13 protein-coding genes and 1 tRNA gene are annotated in these 17,141 nt (G+C 42.9%); 5 read left to right on the top strand and 9 right to left on the bottom strand.

The genetic code is table 11. The features are described 5' to 3' along the window. Positions 1–56: 56 nt before the first annotated feature. The 5 genes from HFD85_RS13535 to HFD85_RS13515 form a co-directional block, all read right to left on the bottom strand. Positions 57–2,729: a WD40/YVTN/BNR-like repeat-containing protein gene (locus tag HFD85_RS13535; protein WP_167610668.1), complete on the bottom strand. Its 2,673-nt coding sequence runs from the start codon at positions 2,727–2,729 to the stop codon at positions 57–59. Between the two features lie 95 nt (positions 2,730–2,824). After that, complete coding sequence (locus HFD85_RS13530; protein ID WP_167610665.1) at positions 2,825–3,433, bottom strand: hypothetical protein; 609 nt, start codon at positions 3,431–3,433, stop codon at positions 2,825–2,827. 93 nt (positions 3,434–3,526) lie between these two features. Beyond that, complete coding sequence (locus HFD85_RS13525) at positions 3,527–3,760, bottom strand: GDCCVxC domain-containing (seleno)protein (RefSeq protein ID WP_167610662.1); 234 nt, start codon at positions 3,758–3,760, stop codon at positions 3,527–3,529. A gap of 117 nt (positions 3,761–3,877) precedes the next feature. Then, positions 3,878–3,950 (bottom strand) — tRNA-Met (locus tag HFD85_RS13520). 121 nt (positions 3,951–4,071) lie between these two features. Then, entirely contained in the window at positions 4,072–5,181 is a 1,110-nt protein-coding gene (locus HFD85_RS13515) for a universal stress protein (RefSeq protein WP_167610659.1), read from the bottom strand. A 398-nt stretch (positions 5,182–5,579) separates the two neighbouring features. Here HFD85_RS13515 and HFD85_RS13510 point away from each other — a divergent pair, with 398 nt between their 5' ends. Beyond that, entirely contained in the window at positions 5,580–5,891 is a 312-nt protein-coding gene (locus HFD85_RS13510) for a hypothetical protein (RefSeq protein ID WP_167610656.1), read from the top strand. Between the two features lie 15 nt (positions 5,892–5,906). On the opposite strand, the gene metK is transcribed toward HFD85_RS13510, so the two are convergent. After that, a complete protein-coding gene (gene metK, locus HFD85_RS13505) occupies positions 5,907–7,160 on the bottom strand; it encodes a methionine adenosyltransferase (protein ID WP_167610653.1) in 1,254 nt (417 codons plus the stop codon). 359 nt (positions 7,161–7,519) lie between these two features. Between metK and HFD85_RS13500 the strand changes: the two genes are divergently transcribed. Continuing rightward, positions 7,520–8,368 carry a hypothetical protein gene (locus HFD85_RS13500; RefSeq protein WP_167610650.1) on the top strand — a complete coding sequence of 283 codons (849 nt, stop codon included), beginning with the start codon at positions 7,520–7,522 and terminating at the stop codon, positions 8,366–8,368. 200 nt (positions 8,369–8,568) lie between these two features. Here HFD85_RS13500 and HFD85_RS13495 read toward each other — a convergent pair whose 3' ends face one another. The 3 genes from HFD85_RS13495 to gldA form a co-directional block, all read right to left on the bottom strand. After that, entirely contained in the window at positions 8,569–9,339 is a 771-nt protein-coding gene (locus HFD85_RS13495) for a LytR/AlgR family response regulator transcription factor (protein ID WP_167610646.1), read from the bottom strand. Further along, complete coding sequence (locus tag HFD85_RS13490) at positions 9,339–11,150, bottom strand: sensor histidine kinase (RefSeq protein WP_167610643.1); 1,812 nt, start codon at positions 11,148–11,150, stop codon at positions 9,339–9,341. The genes HFD85_RS13495 and HFD85_RS13490 overlap by 1 nt, the downstream gene beginning before the upstream one ends. A gap of 142 nt (positions 11,151–11,292) precedes the next feature. After that, a complete protein-coding gene (gene gldA / locus HFD85_RS13485; protein ID WP_167610640.1) occupies positions 11,293–12,207 on the bottom strand; it encodes a gliding motility-associated ABC transporter ATP-binding subunit GldA in 915 nt (304 codons plus the stop codon). A 91-nt stretch (positions 12,208–12,298) separates the two neighbouring features. On the opposite strand from gldA, the gene ispG reads away from it, so the two are divergent. The 3 genes from ispG to HFD85_RS13470 all read left to right on the top strand — a co-directional run bounded on the left by ispG (position 12,299) and on the right by HFD85_RS13470 (position 17,023). Further along, positions 12,299–14,158, top strand: coding sequence for a (E)-4-hydroxy-3-methylbut-2-enyl-diphosphate synthase (ispG, locus tag HFD85_RS13480; protein WP_167610637.1), 1,860 nt, complete (start codon positions 12,299–12,301; stop codon positions 14,156–14,158). A gap of 121 nt (positions 14,159–14,279) precedes the next feature. Then, positions 14,280–14,858 (top strand): flavin reductase family protein, encoded by a 579-nt coding sequence (locus HFD85_RS13475; RefSeq protein ID WP_167610634.1) that lies wholly within the window; start codon positions 14,280–14,282, stop codon positions 14,856–14,858. A 122-nt stretch (positions 14,859–14,980) separates the two neighbouring features. Continuing rightward, a complete protein-coding gene (locus HFD85_RS13470) occupies positions 14,981–17,023 on the top strand; it encodes a M3 family metallopeptidase (RefSeq protein ID WP_167610631.1) in 2,043 nt (680 codons plus the stop codon). Positions 17,024–17,141: the final 118 nt, after the last annotated feature.

Raw genomic sequence — 17,141 nt, 5'->3', positions numbered from 1 at the left:
CTTCTTGATGGCTTGCAACTTACAGGATTAAATGTGTAATTCAAGATAAAATCTTTTTATTTTTTTCCCGAATAATTTAACACCGGCCAGATCCATCTTTCCAGCACTGTGCCTTTTTTGCTTTCCGAAAAGCTGCTGTTTTTTATGATAATGGTATAGTCTCCCGGTTCGGCGCGACGTGTGTTCCAGTATATTTTATTTATTCCGGCTTTCCCGGGCAGAACTTCGTCGTAAATAACTTCTCCGTTATTGTTTTCAATACCGATACGTGTTTCACCTTTTAATTGCTTGCCCAGCAGATACCATATTTCCAGCCCGTTAGGCTCATTGGGTGAGTTGAGATGGTTACTTCCCATCATGTGGTAATTTCCCCAGTTGGCTTGTTGCGAATAATTCAACTGAGGTTTGGGTGCTATTTCAAACAGGTGTAAATCTTTCGACTCAATTTCCGGGGTGAGTTGTTGCAGTGGAGTGATGTCGGTTATCCAGGCCGCACGACCGTAGGTTCCCACAATTAAATCGTTCTCACGCGGATGGATCAGTAAATCGCGAACTACCACATTGGGCATGTTCGCCTGAAACGGCAGCCAGTTTTCACCCGAATCGGTTGAGACATAAACTCCCAGATCGTTTCCGGCAAAAAGAAGCGCCGGATTTTTGCGGTCCTCAATGATGACATTCACCGGAGAAGCTGGCAACCCCTTTGTAATTTTCTTCCAGGTAAGGCCAAAATCGTGCGTCACATAAATGTGGGCATCCATTACATCATCGGTAAATCCACATTTCGAGATGTAGGCCGTAGCCGCGTCATAATTCGAAGGAAATACTTTGCTTACCCACATGGAATCGGGCGCTCCGGCTTTGGCAAGATTTAGTGTGAGATCAGTCCAGTTGTGACCAAAATCGGTAGTGAGCTGAACGTTTCCGTCATCGGTGCCTACCCAAATCACTCCGGCTTTCAACGGCGATTCGTCCAGTGTAGTGATGGTGCAGTACTGGATGTGTCCCTTTCCATGTATTTTTCCGGGATCGTTCTTCGTAAGATCAGGGCTGATCTCTTCCCATTTTTCTCCACGGTTAAGTGAGCGCAGAACTTTTTGAGCTCCGGTGTAAATAATCGCGCTGTTGTGGGGCGAAATGGACAGCGGAGTTGTCCAGGTATAGCGGTAATGTTCTGTTGAATCTTCGGGTACCGGAACAATTGACTGGCGCTCGCCAACCGACTGATCGATTCGGAGGTGAGAACCAAACTGCGTGGTGGCGTAGATGTTTTTATTGTCGTCCGGATCTACTTTGGTGAACATGCCATCCCACATTCCGGTAATTACCCAGTCGGCAGGAGTGATCTGTCCCGACCATCCGTTCGATGGTGCTTTCCAGGCTTCGTGGTCCTGTAATCCGATGTAAATGTTATACGGCGTTTCCATATCGACCTCAACATTGTAGACTTCGCCAAGCGGAAGCTGGTAATAGTGATTCATACTCAGGCCGCCATCAAAGGAAGAATACACGCCACCGTCGGATCCCAGCATCATGTGGCGCGGATCTTTCGAATCGATCCAGAAAACGCGGTTATCGCCAAAATTCGTTTGAAACAGTTGCTGCTCGCGCCTTCCGGGCCACGTTTTTCCACCATCGAGGGTGTAATGCATGGCATCGCCGATAATGTATATTTTATCGGCATCAAAGGGATCAATTGCAATGCGGTTAAAGCTGTAAGCCGCTTTTCCGCTAACATCGTTGGTTTCCGGATCATTGATGCGTTTCCAGCTTTTGCCCGCATTTTTGCTGATGTACACTTCGCCACCCACCAGGTTATCGAAAGAGTGATCGGTAAATTCATCAAAAGCAGTTTGTGCGTTGGGATCGACTCCGGGTTTTACGTTCAGGTTTTGAACAACAGCTACCAAAACATCCGGATTCGACCGCTGGATGTCCAGGCCAATTCTTCCGAACGGTCCTTCAGGAAGTCCGCCTTTAACTACATTCCAGCTCGTTCCGCCGTCAGTCGATTTGTAAATGCGGCTCTTTTCACCTCCCGGATCAAAAGTCCAGGCGGTGCGTGTTTTTTCGTAAGTGGCTGCATACAAAATACCCGGATCAGTAGGATGAATGACCAGATCAGTTACACCGGTTGCAGCATCAATATAGAGAACTTTTTCCCAGGTTTTGCCTCCGTTGATGGTTTTAAATACACCGCGTTCTTCATTTTTCGAAAACAGGTGTCCCATCGAAGCCACCCAAACTATGTCGGGATTAGTTGGGTGAATTACCACTTTGGCAATGTGATGCGAATCGTGCAGTCCCATATTTTGCCAGGTTTTTCCGGCATCGGTCGATTTCCAGATTCCGTTTCCGTAATACGACGAACGGGCATTGAAAGCCTCGCCTGTCCCGGCCCAGATGATTTCCGGGTTTGACGGAGCAACTGCCATATCGCCGATTGATGAGGTGCCAAAGGTATCGGAAATACATTCGAAAGTAGTTCCGTTGTTTACTGTTTTCCAGATTCCTCCGGCACGGGCTCCAACATACCAGGTGTATTTATGTTTTTCTCCCGGATTTTCGGGAACTGCCAGCGAACCTACCCAGGCACCGGCGCGGTAAGCACCAAGATTGCGGTAATTGAAAGCCGCATATTTGTCTGTTTGATTTTTCTGACCCGAAGCTGTTATAAAAAACAGGGAAATGAAAATGACAGTGCCTGCGGTGCTGAGTAATCGTTTCATTTTGTTTGATTGTAGTTACGTACCTGCAAAAATGGGAAAATTTGCCAACTCAGCAGTTTGGAGAGAAAATTTAAAAAGATGAGAACCAACTTTCTTTAATCCGGCAGGCTGATAATTATTCCACCTGATAAATCCCAGTGGGCGATCGGGACACCAAAAGTTAAATTGGCACTGCTTCCTCCTCCAATGCCCCAGTAAATTCCACCACCGTCGAAATCCCAGGGAGTGGTGACCGAAGCCTGAAAACGAAATCCCAGATAGTCGGTTATAAATATTTTTGTACCGATAGCAAACTCGGTTGAAAAGAACCATTTTCTGAAATCGGAGTCGCCTTTATCCCAGTAACGGGTTAATCCGAGGTTAATAACTCCGTATGGCCGAAAAGTGCCGTTGTTTAATTCTCGCAACACACCGGCCATGTAATGCGCAGTCCCGGTATTTGCTTCCTTGTAATCGAGCGAACTTGTGATGTATTCCAATGTTGGATCGTTTCTCCGGTAGCTCAGCTCGAAGTATGTTAAATCGATAAATTCAACATCCAGTTTGGCTCCGTAAAGCATGGCATTTTGCACGTCATACGTTCCGTAGTAACCTTTTACCGTACCACTAAAAGTGTAGCCAAATGTTGGGGTTACTTCAACGCGTTGTGCAGAAACTAAATTGGTGAGAATGGAGGCAATTGCCAGGAGGATAAATTTCTTCATTGTGCAGGTGTAAGTTCAGCTATTAAATATAGGCAGGTTTTTGCAGAATGCAACACCTGGGTTGAACGAAAACCGTAAACTTCAGGAATTGTATCAGCAACAGTTTTTTCCCTGCTGAATTGGCGGACAGGGAACTGTTCCGTAAGAGCAATACACACAACAATCGCCTGCTTTTGGTTTCAAAACGGCGTGGCACTTGGTGCATTCATAAAAAAAGCTGCAGGCGTCTTCCGGCATCGTTTCTTCTTTCTGAAATCCACATTCCGGGCATGTTATTACCGATTTGAGCAGGATGGGTTTCAGCTCTTGAAAATCGAAGGAGTTCATCTTTATTGCTTTTAGTTAGAGTAATAACTCTTAAGAGTTGCGGGATTAAAAGTACAGAAATATGTAGTGATATGGGGGTATGAAAATAAAAAAGCCGGTTAAAAACCGGCTTCTGAGTAGCGGGAGCAGGACTTGAACCTACGACCTTTGGGTTATGAGCCCAACGAGCTACCAACTGCTCCATCCCGCAATATATTTTTAATTCAAATGAATTTCTCTGTGAACGCGGGTGCAAATATAATAGCTTTTTTATAATCTGCAAAACTTCACACTTTTTCTACCGATATTTTATTATTCCTTCTTCAATAAGTTCAGGCATGAAATACCAAAAGTGGTGTGTTACTGTGAAATACCATTTTCCGGGCAAAGCTCGGATTAAATAACCTGGCAATCATATTTCTTTTGTGCGTAGTTAAAGAAAGCATATCGATGCCGGCATTTTTAATGTACGACTCAATGGTTTCCAATACTTCGTTGCCTTCGAGCAGCATGCAGGTAAAGTTCTTTTTCTCATATTTTTTCTGCAAAAGTTCTTTCATTCCTTCCAGGCGGGCAAGGTCCCAGCTGTTGCGACGTGGCTCGCCAACGTGTGCACAGGTGAGTTTTATGTCGAAAGGCTCAAGCAGGTTTAACAGTTTATCGATGGCCACAAAATCTTTTTCATCAAAATTGGTGGCATACATCACGTTGTTGATTTCCGTTACCTTTTTGTCAGGGGTATCTTTTGGAATAACCAGCACCGGAACATTGGCATTGTACATGATATCGGCAGTAACACTTCCTACAATACCCTGCGGATAATTATCACCGCCGCTACCCACTACAATCAAACGCGGATGATTTTTTCTTGCGTAAGCCAGGATGTCTTCCTCGGCATAACCCGACTTAATAATGTAGTCGGTTTGAATCGAATTCCACACTTCCTCGCCAACTTCCTTGTTCAGTTTTTTTATGAACTTTTTAAAGTCTTTATTGGCATTCTCTTCGGCGTGTTCAATTTTAAAAAGTGCTGAAGAATCAAAAGCGTAAATATCGCTGTAAGGAATACTGTGAATGATCGGATTGATAAAGCTGTGCATAAAAAGTACTTCTGATTTTACATGTGCAGCAATATCAACGGCTGTTTTGGCGGCCTTTAACGAAGCTTCCGAGAAATCGATTGGAACCAGAATTTGTTTTGGCAGGTCGGCTTTTGATTCCGGTTCGGTTTCAGTTTTGGTACCCAAAAACAGTTCCAGTTCATGAACAGCTTTCTGGATATCTTTTTCCAGAATTTTGAATCGCACAGTGGCTGTTGTATCGCCCTGAATCAGGTTGACATATTCCAGCTCACAATCAATGCCTTTTTCTTCGAGCAGTACTTTAAATATGTGTGCTTTTGAATAAGGCAGGACAACTAGAGTGATAAGTTTTTCTTCCATGACTTTTAGCTTTTTGTAACGTAGTTTTGTTTTTAGTTATTCGAATTCCGGCAGATTTATGTTACATAAAAACACAAAAAACAATCGTGATTTTGAGGAATTGTCAAAAGTTGGTAAGGTAAGTTACTTTAGTTGAATAACCCTCTAACCTGTACCCGAATGACGGCTCCGGACGGATCTCCCTTCAAAAAACTACCTTTTTATACAAATACAAGGAATGAGCGATTTTGATCAGCAGCAGAAATTCGGCGCATTATAGTGTACCTTTTCAATGTATTGTTGCAGTTGCGCCGATTTTGTGGGATCGTTAACCCCGGGCGACATTCTCCCGACGTCTCGGGATCATTCTGCCCGGGGCTGAATGACTAAGGACTTTCAGCCCTTTAAAAGGGCAAAACTTGCCTTCGGAAATTCTTTATAAACGAAAAAAAGCGCTGAAAGTGCGTTATATTTTGGCCCAGGCCAAAGTATTTCAACGAATTACGGCGGCCTGGGTAAAAGAGCATGTTGTACCTCGTCCGGCGAAAAGGGCTGATCGAAGCTTAATGATTGTTCCGGACGAAAAGGGAGCAGAACCTCACACAGAGGTGTATAAAGGTAGTTGCTTGCAGGGAGCGATAAGAGGAAGGTTAAAAAGCTCATTCCTGAATGAATCTTTCACAAAAAAGGGCGGTCTGTCAACGACAAACCGCCCCGAAGCGTATTATTAATGCTTACCCTCGGAATTAGATTCCGAAAGTTTCTTTAATCTGATCGACAAAATTAAGTTTTTCCCATGTAAATAACTCAACTTCGGTCTCAACTTTTCCCCAATATTGCGATTCAAAAGTTTTCACAACCGTTCTTGGTGTTCTGCCCATATGGCCATAGGCAGCCGATTCGAGGTAAATTGGATTGCGAAGCGACAGGCGTTTTTCGATGGCTGAAGGACGCAGGTCGAAAATACTTTTTACTTTTTCGGCAATTTCGGCATCCGACAAGGCTACATTCGAGCGGCCATAGCTATTTACAAAAACACCAACCGGCTCGGCAACACCAATTGCGTAGGCCAACTGAACAAGAATTTCGTCGGCAACTCCGGCTGCTACCAGGTTTTTGGCAATATGACGGGCAGCGTAAGCAGCCGAGCGGTCAACTTTCGATGGATCTTTTCCTGAAAAAGCGCCACCACCATGCGCACCACGGCCTCCGTAGGTATCAACAATGATTTTTCGTCCGGTTAAGCCGGTATCGCCGTGAGGGCCACCGATTACAAATTTACCCGTTGGATTAACGTGATAAATAATGTCGTCGCCAAACAAAGCCTGAACACGTTCGGGCAATTTTGCTTTTACACGCGGAATCAAAATGTTGATGACATCTTCCTTGATTTTAGCCAGCATGGGCTCGTCGGCGTCAAACTCGTCGTGTTGGGTAGAAACAACGATCGTATGAACTTTTACGGGTTCATTATCCTCGTTGTACTCAATGGTAACCTGCGATTTTGAGTCCGGACGCAGGTAAGTCATAACTTCCTGTTCGCGACGGATAACCGCCAGTTCCTGCAAAATAACATGCGACAGTTCGAGCGACAAAGGCATGTAATTGTCGGTGTCTTTGCAGGCATAACCAAACATCATTCCCTGGTCGCCTGCACCCTGGTTGTCTTTGTCTTCCTTGTCGACACCGCGGTTGATGTCGTCACTTTGTTCATGAATGGCAGTCAGCACACCGCACGAATCACCATCGAAACGGTAAGCAGCTTTGGTGTAGCCAATATCGTTGATCACTTTACGGGCTACTTCCTGTACATCAACATAGGTTTGCGATTTAACTTCGCCGGCAACAATTACCTGTCCGGTAGTTACCAGTGTTTCAATGGCCACTTTCGAGTTGGCATCAAAAGCCAGAAACTGATCCAGCAGGGCATCTGAAATCTGATCGGCAACCTTGTCAGGATGGCCTTCAGAAACCGATTCACTTGTAAATAAATAATGCATTTCCCTAAATTTTATTGAGCTTTCCGGTGTCGCCGTCATTCGGTCCGTCAATTGACGGATTCAGAATCTGAGAACCTGAAACAAGTTCAGGTTGACAAACCGTAAAAACTCTAATTCAACACTAAATTTAAACTGCGGGAATAATAGGATTGCAAAATGAAAATAAAGCACGATTGCTTTAGCATTTTTTTCTGTGGTTGCAATCAATCTCAAATCCTTCCACGTAGCGGGGACAAATGTAATAGCTTTATTTTGAATAAAAAAGAGGTAATTTGGAATTATTTTAAGTTCCATTTGGTTCGGCAACAAATAACGTTGCTGGCATTAAATTTGCAGCCATGCAGTAAATCTTTATTCTTATGAAAACTAATATAACCTCATTTCTTTCCGTTTTTCTTTTTTTGTTTATTATTTCCTGTCAGGAAGAAAATGAAGAAAATGATCTCGTAGTCGAACCCGGTTATCCAACCGTTTATGAAGCTTTATCGCAGATCGAGCGGCAGACTAAAAACACAGAGTTTCAAAGAACAAATCCGTATGAGGGATTGACGATCACACAGTTTGGATTTGTTGAAGGTGGAATTTCAATAGATACAAGTGAAACGGTGGATGCAGCCTATGTGTTCGCAACAATTGACAGTCTGATCAATATTAACGCTGAATTTTTTGGAATTCCTTCTTCGGTGAATCTGGACCTGAATAATGAGTTAAGTGTTTATGGATTCGACGATTTGACTCAAAGCAATAAAATAATGAGTGTAGTTGAATACTTCAACACTGAGGGAGCGGAAAAAGCAGCTAGTTATCATATCGTTCTGAAACAGAACTCGTTAAATGGGCAATCTTTCGCCTGGGGTAGTGACGTTCTGCAAATAGATTTTGTTTTTAACCTAACCGAAAGTTTGGTTCAGGTTGAAGGACACTGGCTTCCGATTGCCATATTACCACAGCATTTAAATTATGACTTGAAGGCTGCCTTAAAGGTGGCTGCCAAACATTTTTCGGAACAGGTAGATGAGGATTTATGGAGAAATAATCAGCCTGCTCTGATTTACAAAAGATCCTTTTATGTGAGTTCTTATCCCGAAAAAATAATTGTTAGTGATTGTTGGGATTTAATGCTGTGGGTGGTATCACAGGAAAAAACATATTTTATAAAAATTGATACACAAACCGGGAGAATATTGGGAGATACGTATGTTCTTTGAGTTTTACCCTAGCAAAATAAAATCCTTTCTTTTCCAATGATTTCGTATAGCAAGAAATTTCCTGATTTTCTCGCCTGCTCCAGCATTCGTTACCATCGAAACAATAAACAGTTTTCCGGACGCAGGAATATCTTTGTAAATGTTTGAATTTATTCTGAATAGTATTTGCTGAACTGGTTTTGGTTGCGCCTGTAAGTATTTTAGAATTCAAACATCGCTTTAATCTCCGTATAGTAACTTCTCCCGCTGGTTATTTTGCTTTGATTGTAATCATCGAAGATCAATACAAAACGGTTGTTGAAATGCTTTCTGATTTCCTTTAGCAGGTTTTTGTTGATGAGGTACGACTTGTGTACCCGAATAAAATAATCAGGGAGCTTTTCTTCCAGTTTTTTTAAGCTCGAATCCAGGATGTACGATTTTGAATGTTTGGTAACAACGGTTACATATTTTTCATCAGACTGGATGTAGGAAACTTCGTCGAGCCGCACGAAAATCACCCGGTCTCCAACTTTTACGGGAATCGAAGTGGCCTCATTTTTCCGGTGTTCCTGGTTAAACTGCTCAATGAGTTTGTTCAGGTTAATTTCCTGACTGCTGTCATTCAGCTGATCCAGTTTGGCGATGGTTTTGGCAAACCGTTCTTTTGTTAGGGGTTTCACCAGGTAGTCGATACAATGGGTGTCGAAAGCCTGCAAGGCAAATTCGTCGAAAGCGGTGCAAAAAATAACTTTTGGCAGGTAGTCAAGTTTTTTTAGCACTTCAAATCCGCTGATTTCGGGCATCTGGATGTCCAGGAAAATATACTCAGGGCGAAGCCGGTTGATTTTTTCAATGGCTTCTTCGCCGTTTTCGGCCTCAGCAACTATTTCAAATTTATCCGGATAATCATCGGCCAGTTTTTTCAGTCGTAACCGCGCAAGGGGTTCGTCGTCAACAATTATGGTTTTCCAGGGTTGCTTGAGTTTCATTACTTAAACTGATTTTTCAGGATTATTCGAACGTGTTTGTTATCTCCGTTTTCCCAGTTAATACCGGCATCGTTTCCATAAATTATGTCCAGCTTGTCGTGCAGGTTTTGAAGCCCGTAACCGCTGACCGGTTCCGCCGGGAAATCGGGGCCGTTGTCAAAAATCGAAATTGAAAGATCTTTTTCAAGCTGTTTTACTTCCACCGTAATTTTCCCCATGGCTTTTATTTTCGACAGCCCATGTTTTACCGCATTTTCAACCAGTGGCTGGATCAGGAATTTTGGGATTTGTTTATCACGTGTGCTTTCGTCGGCATCGATCGTGTACACCAGTTTATCGTCAAAACGCGTTTTTTCAATTTCGAGGTATTTTGTTACCATTTCCAGCTCCTCGGTAACAGTTACAAAGGTTTTGTCTTCCTTGTTGATCGAGTATCGGAAAAGTTCGGAAAGTCCGGTGGCCATGTTTTCAGTTTTATCGGCGTCAATGTGCGCCAGGCTGGCAATTGAATTCAGCGAATTGTAAAGGAAATGCGGGTTTATACGCGAATGCAGCGCATTTAGCTCGGCCTGATTTTTCAGCTCTTTCATTTTGGCAATTTCCACATCTTTTTGGTTGACCATGCTTTGGATGCGATAATTGATAAAATTGTAGAAAAAACGAAGCGCAACAACAAGGAAAATCAAGAATAGCAAAGTTGCATTCTGAAAAGTTGAAAAATAATTTAAGCCAATTGCAGCCATATCAAACAGCATTCCTACCATATTAATTATTGGAATTAATACAAGTGGAACTATAAAAGCAGAAGTAATGGTGGTTAAAATTACGACGGACTGCTGACCAATAAAACTGTGTACCTTTTTCATCAATAAACGCTCCGAATAATAGATAAATATCAAAAAGAATATTCCGAAAAGAAATGCTATAAAATAGTTTACAATAAATATTGTAGAACGTGTGATTGCAAGGATTAACAGATTGCCAGAAGGTTGAATAAAAGAATAGAAAAAGGGAAAAATTACTAGAATAATCCAACGTTGTTTCAGGTAAGAGAATAGACCAGGATTGTTGATTTTTTTTGATTCCCTCAAAAGAAAATACATAAATCCAACTATTGCCAAAAGCACCTTAAGCGCAAGAAAAAGATTGTACAATAACTTCTCGAAACGCATTACAATGTAATATTCAAAACCTTCGCTTCGAACGATATTCGTTTTAAGGTTTTTATAGAAATTTTTAGAGTACAGTTCTCTAAGAATTTCTTTGTCAATTTTGTTAAAATGTAATTCTGAAGCTTGAAAATCATTCTCTGCATCTAAAATGCCATTATAGTGCGTACTTCCGTGACGAGGTGGAAATAATTTCACCAAATTCCGAACTGTTAAGAAATAAATGCAATTAATCGTCTGCTGATCGGTAAGGTTTCCGTTAAAACTTAATCCAATATATACTTTTTTAATTTCTGATCCCGAATGAATCTGACTATAGTATCTAGAAAAACCGCCTTCTTTCTCTTCAATTGTCACTCTAAAGTTAGGATCTTGATCCACCATTTTTATTTGAACAGTTCCAAGAAGTCCGTTTAATTGATTTATCATCTGTGTAAATACCACAGAATCTTGATGCGTCTTTGCTCCAATTACCTGAAATCGGATGTCTTCTTCAAACCGATATGCTTTGGGATTCTCACCGCTAAAAAGTCTTTCCCGGATTACATTCCAGGTAGTTTCTTCTAAAGGATTTTCTTGTTGAGCATAGGATGAATTAAGCGACGTTAAGACAACAAGCAAAATAAATAGCAACTGTTTCATAAGGAAAGGATTTTAGTTTTGGGTCAAATAAACAGTGTTATCATTTGGTAATTCAGCTTTTTCCGACGAAGTGTTGAATTTAGGGAATATTCTGCATTTTTATTCGACTTCTTTTCTTCCACTACTACTCATTACTCAAATCTCAGTTCTGTTGCTGGGTGAGTTGGTGGAATACACTTTCCAGGTTTTGTTGTTTCTGCATCAGGGTAAGCAGGGTAAGTTTATTGGCAACGGCAAAGGCATAAACGGCGGGTCTGATTTCCGTTTCAGGGCCGGCCTCCAGTTCCCAGGTATTTCCCAGAATCGCAACGTCCTCAATCCCTTCAATTGCCAGCAACTGTTCTTTCGATACGCTTTCTTTGAATTCGGCAATTACAATTTGTTTTTGCCCCAGGTTGCCCGATTTTACTTCAGCAATGCCGCCGTCGGCTACAATTTTACCACGGTTTATAATGATCACCCGGTTACACACGGCTTCCACTTCCTGCATAATGTGCGACGACAGGATCACCGTTTTTTCACGGCTGATCTCACGAATCAATTTCCTGATCTCTTCCAGTTGGTTTGGATCAAGCCCGGTTGTGGGTTCATCCAGTATCAAAATCGAAGGATCATGGATAAGTGCCTGCGCAAGTCCTACACGCTGGCGGTAACCTTTCGAGAGCGCCCGTATTTTTTTATGTTGTTCGATGCCCAAACCGGTAAGTTCAATCATTTCGGTAACACGCTTTTTTACGTTCTTCAAGCCATAAAAACCGGCGCTTATTTCAAGGTATTCTTTGATATACAGGTCGGGATAAAGCGGATTATGTTCGGGCAGGTAGCCAATATCTTTTTTGTAGTCGAGATTACCGGAAATAATTTTATCGCCGTTGATAAAAAATTCCCCCTCATCTGCAGGCAAATAACCCGTAATGATTTTCATCAAAGTTGATTTTCCGGCTCCGTTAGGTCCCAGAAATCCAATAAGTTCGCCCTTGTTTACGGAAATGCTGACTTTGTCTAAAGCCCGCTGTTTTCCAAACAATTTGCTGATATCGCTTGTTTGTATACTCATGCCTGTAATGCGTATCAAACAAAAATAGACGAATCTTTTTATTTTAGAAGCATTACGCTAAATTTGCAGTGCAGTTAAACAGACTAAGTTAATGAAGGATCGCCATTTCAACTACATAAAAGACTTAACGAAATACCAACGGCAAAAAACGTCGGAGGTAATGATCGGAAGCGTGCCGGTGGGAGGAGACAATCCTATTCGTATTCAAACGATGACGGATACCGACACCACGGATACTGATGCAACGGTGGAGCAGGTTATCAGGGTGGTAAAAGCAGGAGCCGATTACGTACGCGTTACCGTGAAAGGTATGAGCGATGCTGAAAGCCTGAAGGTGATTAAGAGGGAATTGGTGGAACGCGGTTACAATACCCCGCTGATTGCTGATATTCATTTTAATCCGAAACTGGCTGAAGTGGCTGCGCAATACGTATCGAAAGTGCGTATCAACCCGGGTAATTTCTACGACAAACGTGCCCAGTTCAAAAATAAAATTTACACCGACGAGGAATACAAAAACGAACTCGATAACATCGAGAAACAGTTTGTTCCTTTCCTGAGGTTGTTAAAAGAAACCAAAACAGCATTGCGAATCGGTGCCAATCATGGTTCGTTATCCGACAGGGTGATGAGTCGTTTTGGCGATACTCCGGCCGGAATTGCGGAATCGGTACTCGAATTTTTGCGCATTTGTAAGAAGGAGAATTTCACCAATGTGGTGGTTTCCATAAAATCGAGCAATACACGTGTGATGGTTTATACCGTTCGCTTGCTCAATTTTAAAATGCGTTTGGAAGACATGCAGTTCCCGATTCACCTGGGAGTTACCGAAGCCGGTGAAGGTGAAGACGGACGTTTAAAATCTGCAGTTGGTGTTGGTGCTTTGCTTGCCGATGGAATTGGCGATACGGTTAGGATTTCATTGACCGAAAAACCAATCAATGAGATTCCGGTGGCGCTAAAACTGGTGAATCATTTTAAAAAGTACCAGAATCATGCACCGATTACCGCGCCGATGATCGCACAAACCAATCCGTTTGAGTACGAACGACGCAGTACGCGTCCGGTGCTGAATATGGGAGGCAAACAGTTGCCGGTTGTAATTGCCGATCTGGGCGATCGCAGTCTGCGCGAAATGATCCCGATCCGCGGAAAACTGGTTCCCGAATACTTCCTGTCAGGAAATAAGATTCTGGACATTGAAGGCGAGGAATACCCGGTAATCACGTTGGAGGAATACCTGTTTGAAAGTACGCGCTGGGGAAGGATGAAATTTATCCGTACAAACAAGGCCGAATTCGACCGTTTTATGGATATGCATCCTGAAATAATTATGAAATTGAAACAGACCCGGAAAACGGTATTGATCCTGGAAAGTTACAATGCCAACCCGATGGCCGAACTTCGCGCCTTTTTTATGGCACTGGAGACGCACATCTGGAAAGTTCCGGTAATTCTGTACCGAAAATATAACGAGGGAAATCTCGAAGACCTGCGCATTAAATCGTCGGCTGATTTGGGCGGTTTGCTGATTGACGGTTACGGCGATGGAATTTGCCTGTCGAATGAAGGAGAAAACATTACGTTTACCGAATTAAAAGACCTGAGTTTTGGTATCCTGCAGGCCAGCCGTATGCGGGTATCAAAAACGGAATTCATATCGTGCCCGGGATGCGGACGTACGCTTTTCGATCTGCACGAAACCACGCGCAACATTAAAGAGCATTTTAAACATCTCGATCACCTGAAAATTGGTGTTATGGGTTGTGTGGTGAACGGACCCGGCGAAATGGGCGATGTGGATTATGGTTTTGTTGGTGCCGGCAATCAGAAAGTAAATCTGTACAAAGGATTGAAACCGGTAAAACGCCACATTCCATACGAAAATGCGGTGGAAGAACTCGAGCAGCTGATTCGCGAAAATGGCGACTGGCAGGATCCGGTTGATTAAGAAGAATACGACATTTTAAAGAGGATAGCAGCAGGGAAGTTTCTGATAAGGATACTTCCTTGTTTTCTTTAGTTGAACCCGAATCAGGCTCTGTGAGACTGGAATTCAAAATCAAAATAATATGGCACGAACATACTGGAAACCCGGAACAATAATTTATCCGCTGCCTGCAGTAATGGTCAGCTGTGGAGAAACGCCCGAAGAACAGAATATTATTACCATTGCCTGGACAGGCACCATCAACAGCGATCCGCCCATGTGCTATATTTCAGTCAGGCCGGGGCGTCATTCCTACGAAATCATAAAACGTACCGGAGAATTTGTGATTAACCTGACCACTGAAAAGCTGGCTAAAGCTACTGATTGGTGTGGTTGCCGCTCGGGTAGGAAATTCAATAAATGGAAGGAAATGAACCTGACTCCGGCGCCTGCAAAATTTGTAAAAGCGCCCATTATCGAGGAATCGCCGGTGAATATCGAGTGCCGGGTAAAGGATATTGTTGAGTTGGGGAGCCATCACATGTTTATTTCCGAAGTGCTCGGTGTTTCCATCGACGACGCCTACATCAACGAGCAGGACGCCTTTAGTTTTTCAAAGGCAAATCCGTTGGTTTACAGTCACGGGCACTATTTCGGCATAGGAAAGAAGATCGGCAAGTTTGGCTGGTCGGTTGAAAAGAAGAAAAAACGAAAAAAATAAGGACCAACTGTAATGTTGATACAACTTTTAATACTTGTTTCATCATTACAAAGAATTAATTTAATCGGAACACTATGAAGACAGTTTATGTTATAGTTTTAATTTTTTTAATGAATTTAGGAATGTCACACGCACAAAATAACCCGTTGCTGGGCGATTTTAACACCCCGCACAATGTTGCACCCTTCGATAAAATAAAGACCGAGCATTATTTGCCGGCGCTTGAAGAAGGTATCAAGCAAGGCGAACAGGACGTTGCAGTCATAAAGAACAATACGTCTGCGCCAACTTTCGAGAATACGATTGTTGCGCTCGATCATGTTGGTCGTTTATTATCGAGAAATGCAGGAATATTTTTTAACCTGCTGAGTTCGGAAACCAACGACGATCTGCAAAAAATTGCACAGGAGTTCTCTCCGATGTTTACCAAATTTCAGAACGACATTTCGCTCGATCCCGTTCTTTTTGAGCGCGTAAAAGCGGTTTATGCTCAAAAGGATAAACTGGATCTGACGCTTGAACAGCAAATGTTGCTGCAAAATAGTTACGACGGATTTGTTCGTCGCGGAGCCAATCTTTCGGAAGCCGACAAAGAAAAATTCAGAGCGATAAGCACTGAGCTTTCAAAATTATCACTTGATTTTGGCGAAAATGTATTAAAAGAAACCAACGCTTACGAGAAGCTCATTACCGATGAAAGCCTTCTGGCAGGTTTGCCTGAAAGTGCTTTGGAAGCAGCTGCCGGTAAAGCAAAAGCGAAGGACAAGGAAGGGTGGTTGTTCGATATCTCGATGCCAAGTTACCTGGCTGTTCTGAAATATGCCGATAACCGCGATTTGCGCAAAGAGATTTACATGGCATACGGTTCGAAATCGTTTAAAGGAGATGAATTCGACAACTCAGAAAATGTAAAACGAATTGTAGAACTCCGTCTCGAAATGGCCAAACTACTGGGTTACGATAATTATGCCGATTATGTGCTGGAGCAAAGAATGGCAATGAATCCGGCAGGCGTTTACGGCTTGCTCGATGACCTTTACGAAGCATCGTACAAAGTGGCCATGCAGGAAAAACAGGAGGTTCAGGAATATGCTGAAACACTGGGTTTCGACGGTGAAATTATGCCCTGGGACTGGAGCTACTACAGCGAAAAACTGAAGGTCGAGAAATTCGACCTGAACGATGAAATGCTGAAACCCTACTTCGAACTGAGCAATGTGGTTGACGGTGTTTTTGGTTTAGCTACCGATCTGTACGGAATCACGTTCAAAGAAAATAAAGACATACCCGTTTATAACGATGAGGTAACTGCCTACGAAGTTTTCGATGCCGATGGTAAATTCCTTTCGGTATTTTACACCGATTTTCACCCGCGCCCCGGAAAACGTGGCGGTGCCTGGATGAACGACTTTAAAGGCCAGTGGAAAGACAATGGCGTTGATTCGCGTCCGCATGTTACCATCGTAATGAATTTTACCCGCCCAACCGAGACCAAGCCGGCCTTGCTGACTTTTGACGAAGTGCAGACTTTTATGCACGAATTTGGGCACGCACTGCACGGAATGTTGGCAAATTCAACCTATTCGAGTTTGTCGGGAACCAATGTTTACCGCGATTTTGTGGAGCTGCCTTCACAGATCATGGAAAACTGGGCCACCGAAAAGGAATTCCTCGATCGTTTTGCCAAACATTACCAGACTGGTGAAACCATTCCCGCTGAGTTGGTTCAAAAAATTGTTGATTCGCAAAACTACCTGGCCGGTTACCTTTCGATTCGCCAGTTGAGCTTTGGGTATCTCGATATGACCTGGCATACACTGGAAAAACCATTCACCGGCAATGTGAAAGATTTCGAAGAGAAAGCCTGGAAGAAAATGCAGATTTTTAAACCGGTTGATGGTGTTTGCATGAGCACACAATTCGGGCACCTTTTTGCTGGTGGTTATGCTGCAGGTTACTACGGCTATAAATGGGCTGAGGTGCTTGACGCCGATGCCTTCAGTGTATTCAAGGAAAAAGGCCTGTTCAACAAAGAAGTGGCTGCTTCGTTCCGTACCAACATTCTTGAAAAAGGTGGTACCGAACACCCAATGGAATTGTACAAACGTTTCCGTGGCCAGGAGCCAACAGTTGATGCTTTGCTCGAACGCAGCGGTCTGCAATAGATATTCAAATGTTCACCGGGTGACTCTGAGACGATTCAAATAGTCACCCGGTGAATTCTGAAATATTGAAGGATTCCATCTCTTTTAAAAGCTGGAATCCTTTTTTTATCTCCTAACT

Origin of the sequence: Maribellus sediminis (assembly GCF_011799805.1) — a bacterium.
Taxonomy (GTDB): Bacteria; Bacteroidota; Bacteroidia; order Bacteroidales; family Prolixibacteraceae; genus Draconibacterium; species Draconibacterium sediminis_A.
Note: the sequence above shows the minus strand (reverse complement) of the source record. Positions and strands in the feature narration are given on the sequence as shown.

Excerpts from the sequence above, each read along its gene's own strand:
- HFD85_RS13500 (WP_167610650.1), top strand. The coding sequence starts at position 7,520 with ATGAAAACTAATATAACCTCATTTCTTTCCGTTTTTCTTTTTTTGTTT.
- HFD85_RS13515 (WP_167610659.1), bottom strand. The coding sequence starts at position 5,181 with ATGGAAGAAAAACTTATCACTCTAGTTGTCCTGCCTTATTCAAAAGCA.
- metK (WP_167610653.1), bottom strand. The coding sequence starts at position 7,160 with ATGCATTATTTATTTACAAGTGAATCGGTTTCTGAAGGCCATCCTGAC.
- HFD85_RS13525 (WP_167610662.1), bottom strand. The coding sequence starts at position 3,760 with ATGAACTCCTTCGATTTTCAAGAGCTGAAACCCATCCTGCTCAAATCG.
- HFD85_RS13490 (WP_167610643.1), bottom strand. The coding sequence starts at position 11,150 with ATGAAACAGTTGCTATTTATTTTGCTTGTTGTCTTAACGTCGCTTAAT.
- HFD85_RS13495 (WP_167610646.1), bottom strand. The coding sequence starts at position 9,339 with ATGAAACTCAAGCAACCCTGGAAAACCATAATTGTTGACGACGAACCC.
- ispG (WP_167610637.1), top strand. The coding sequence starts at position 12,299 with ATGAAGGATCGCCATTTCAACTACATAAAAGACTTAACGAAATACCAA.
- HFD85_RS13530 (WP_167610665.1), bottom strand. The coding sequence starts at position 3,433 with ATGAAGAAATTTATCCTCCTGGCAATTGCCTCCATTCTCACCAATTTA.
- gldA (WP_167610640.1), bottom strand. The coding sequence starts at position 12,207 with ATGAGTATACAAACAAGCGATATCAGCAAATTGTTTGGAAAACAGCGG.
- HFD85_RS13535 (WP_167610668.1), bottom strand. The coding sequence starts at position 2,729 with ATGAAACGATTACTCAGCACCGCAGGCACTGTCATTTTCATTTCCCTG.
- HFD85_RS13470 (WP_167610631.1), top strand. The coding sequence starts at position 14,981 with ATGTCACACGCACAAAATAACCCGTTGCTGGGCGATTTTAACACCCCG.
- HFD85_RS13475 (WP_167610634.1), top strand. The coding sequence starts at position 14,280 with ATGGCACGAACATACTGGAAACCCGGAACAATAATTTATCCGCTGCCT.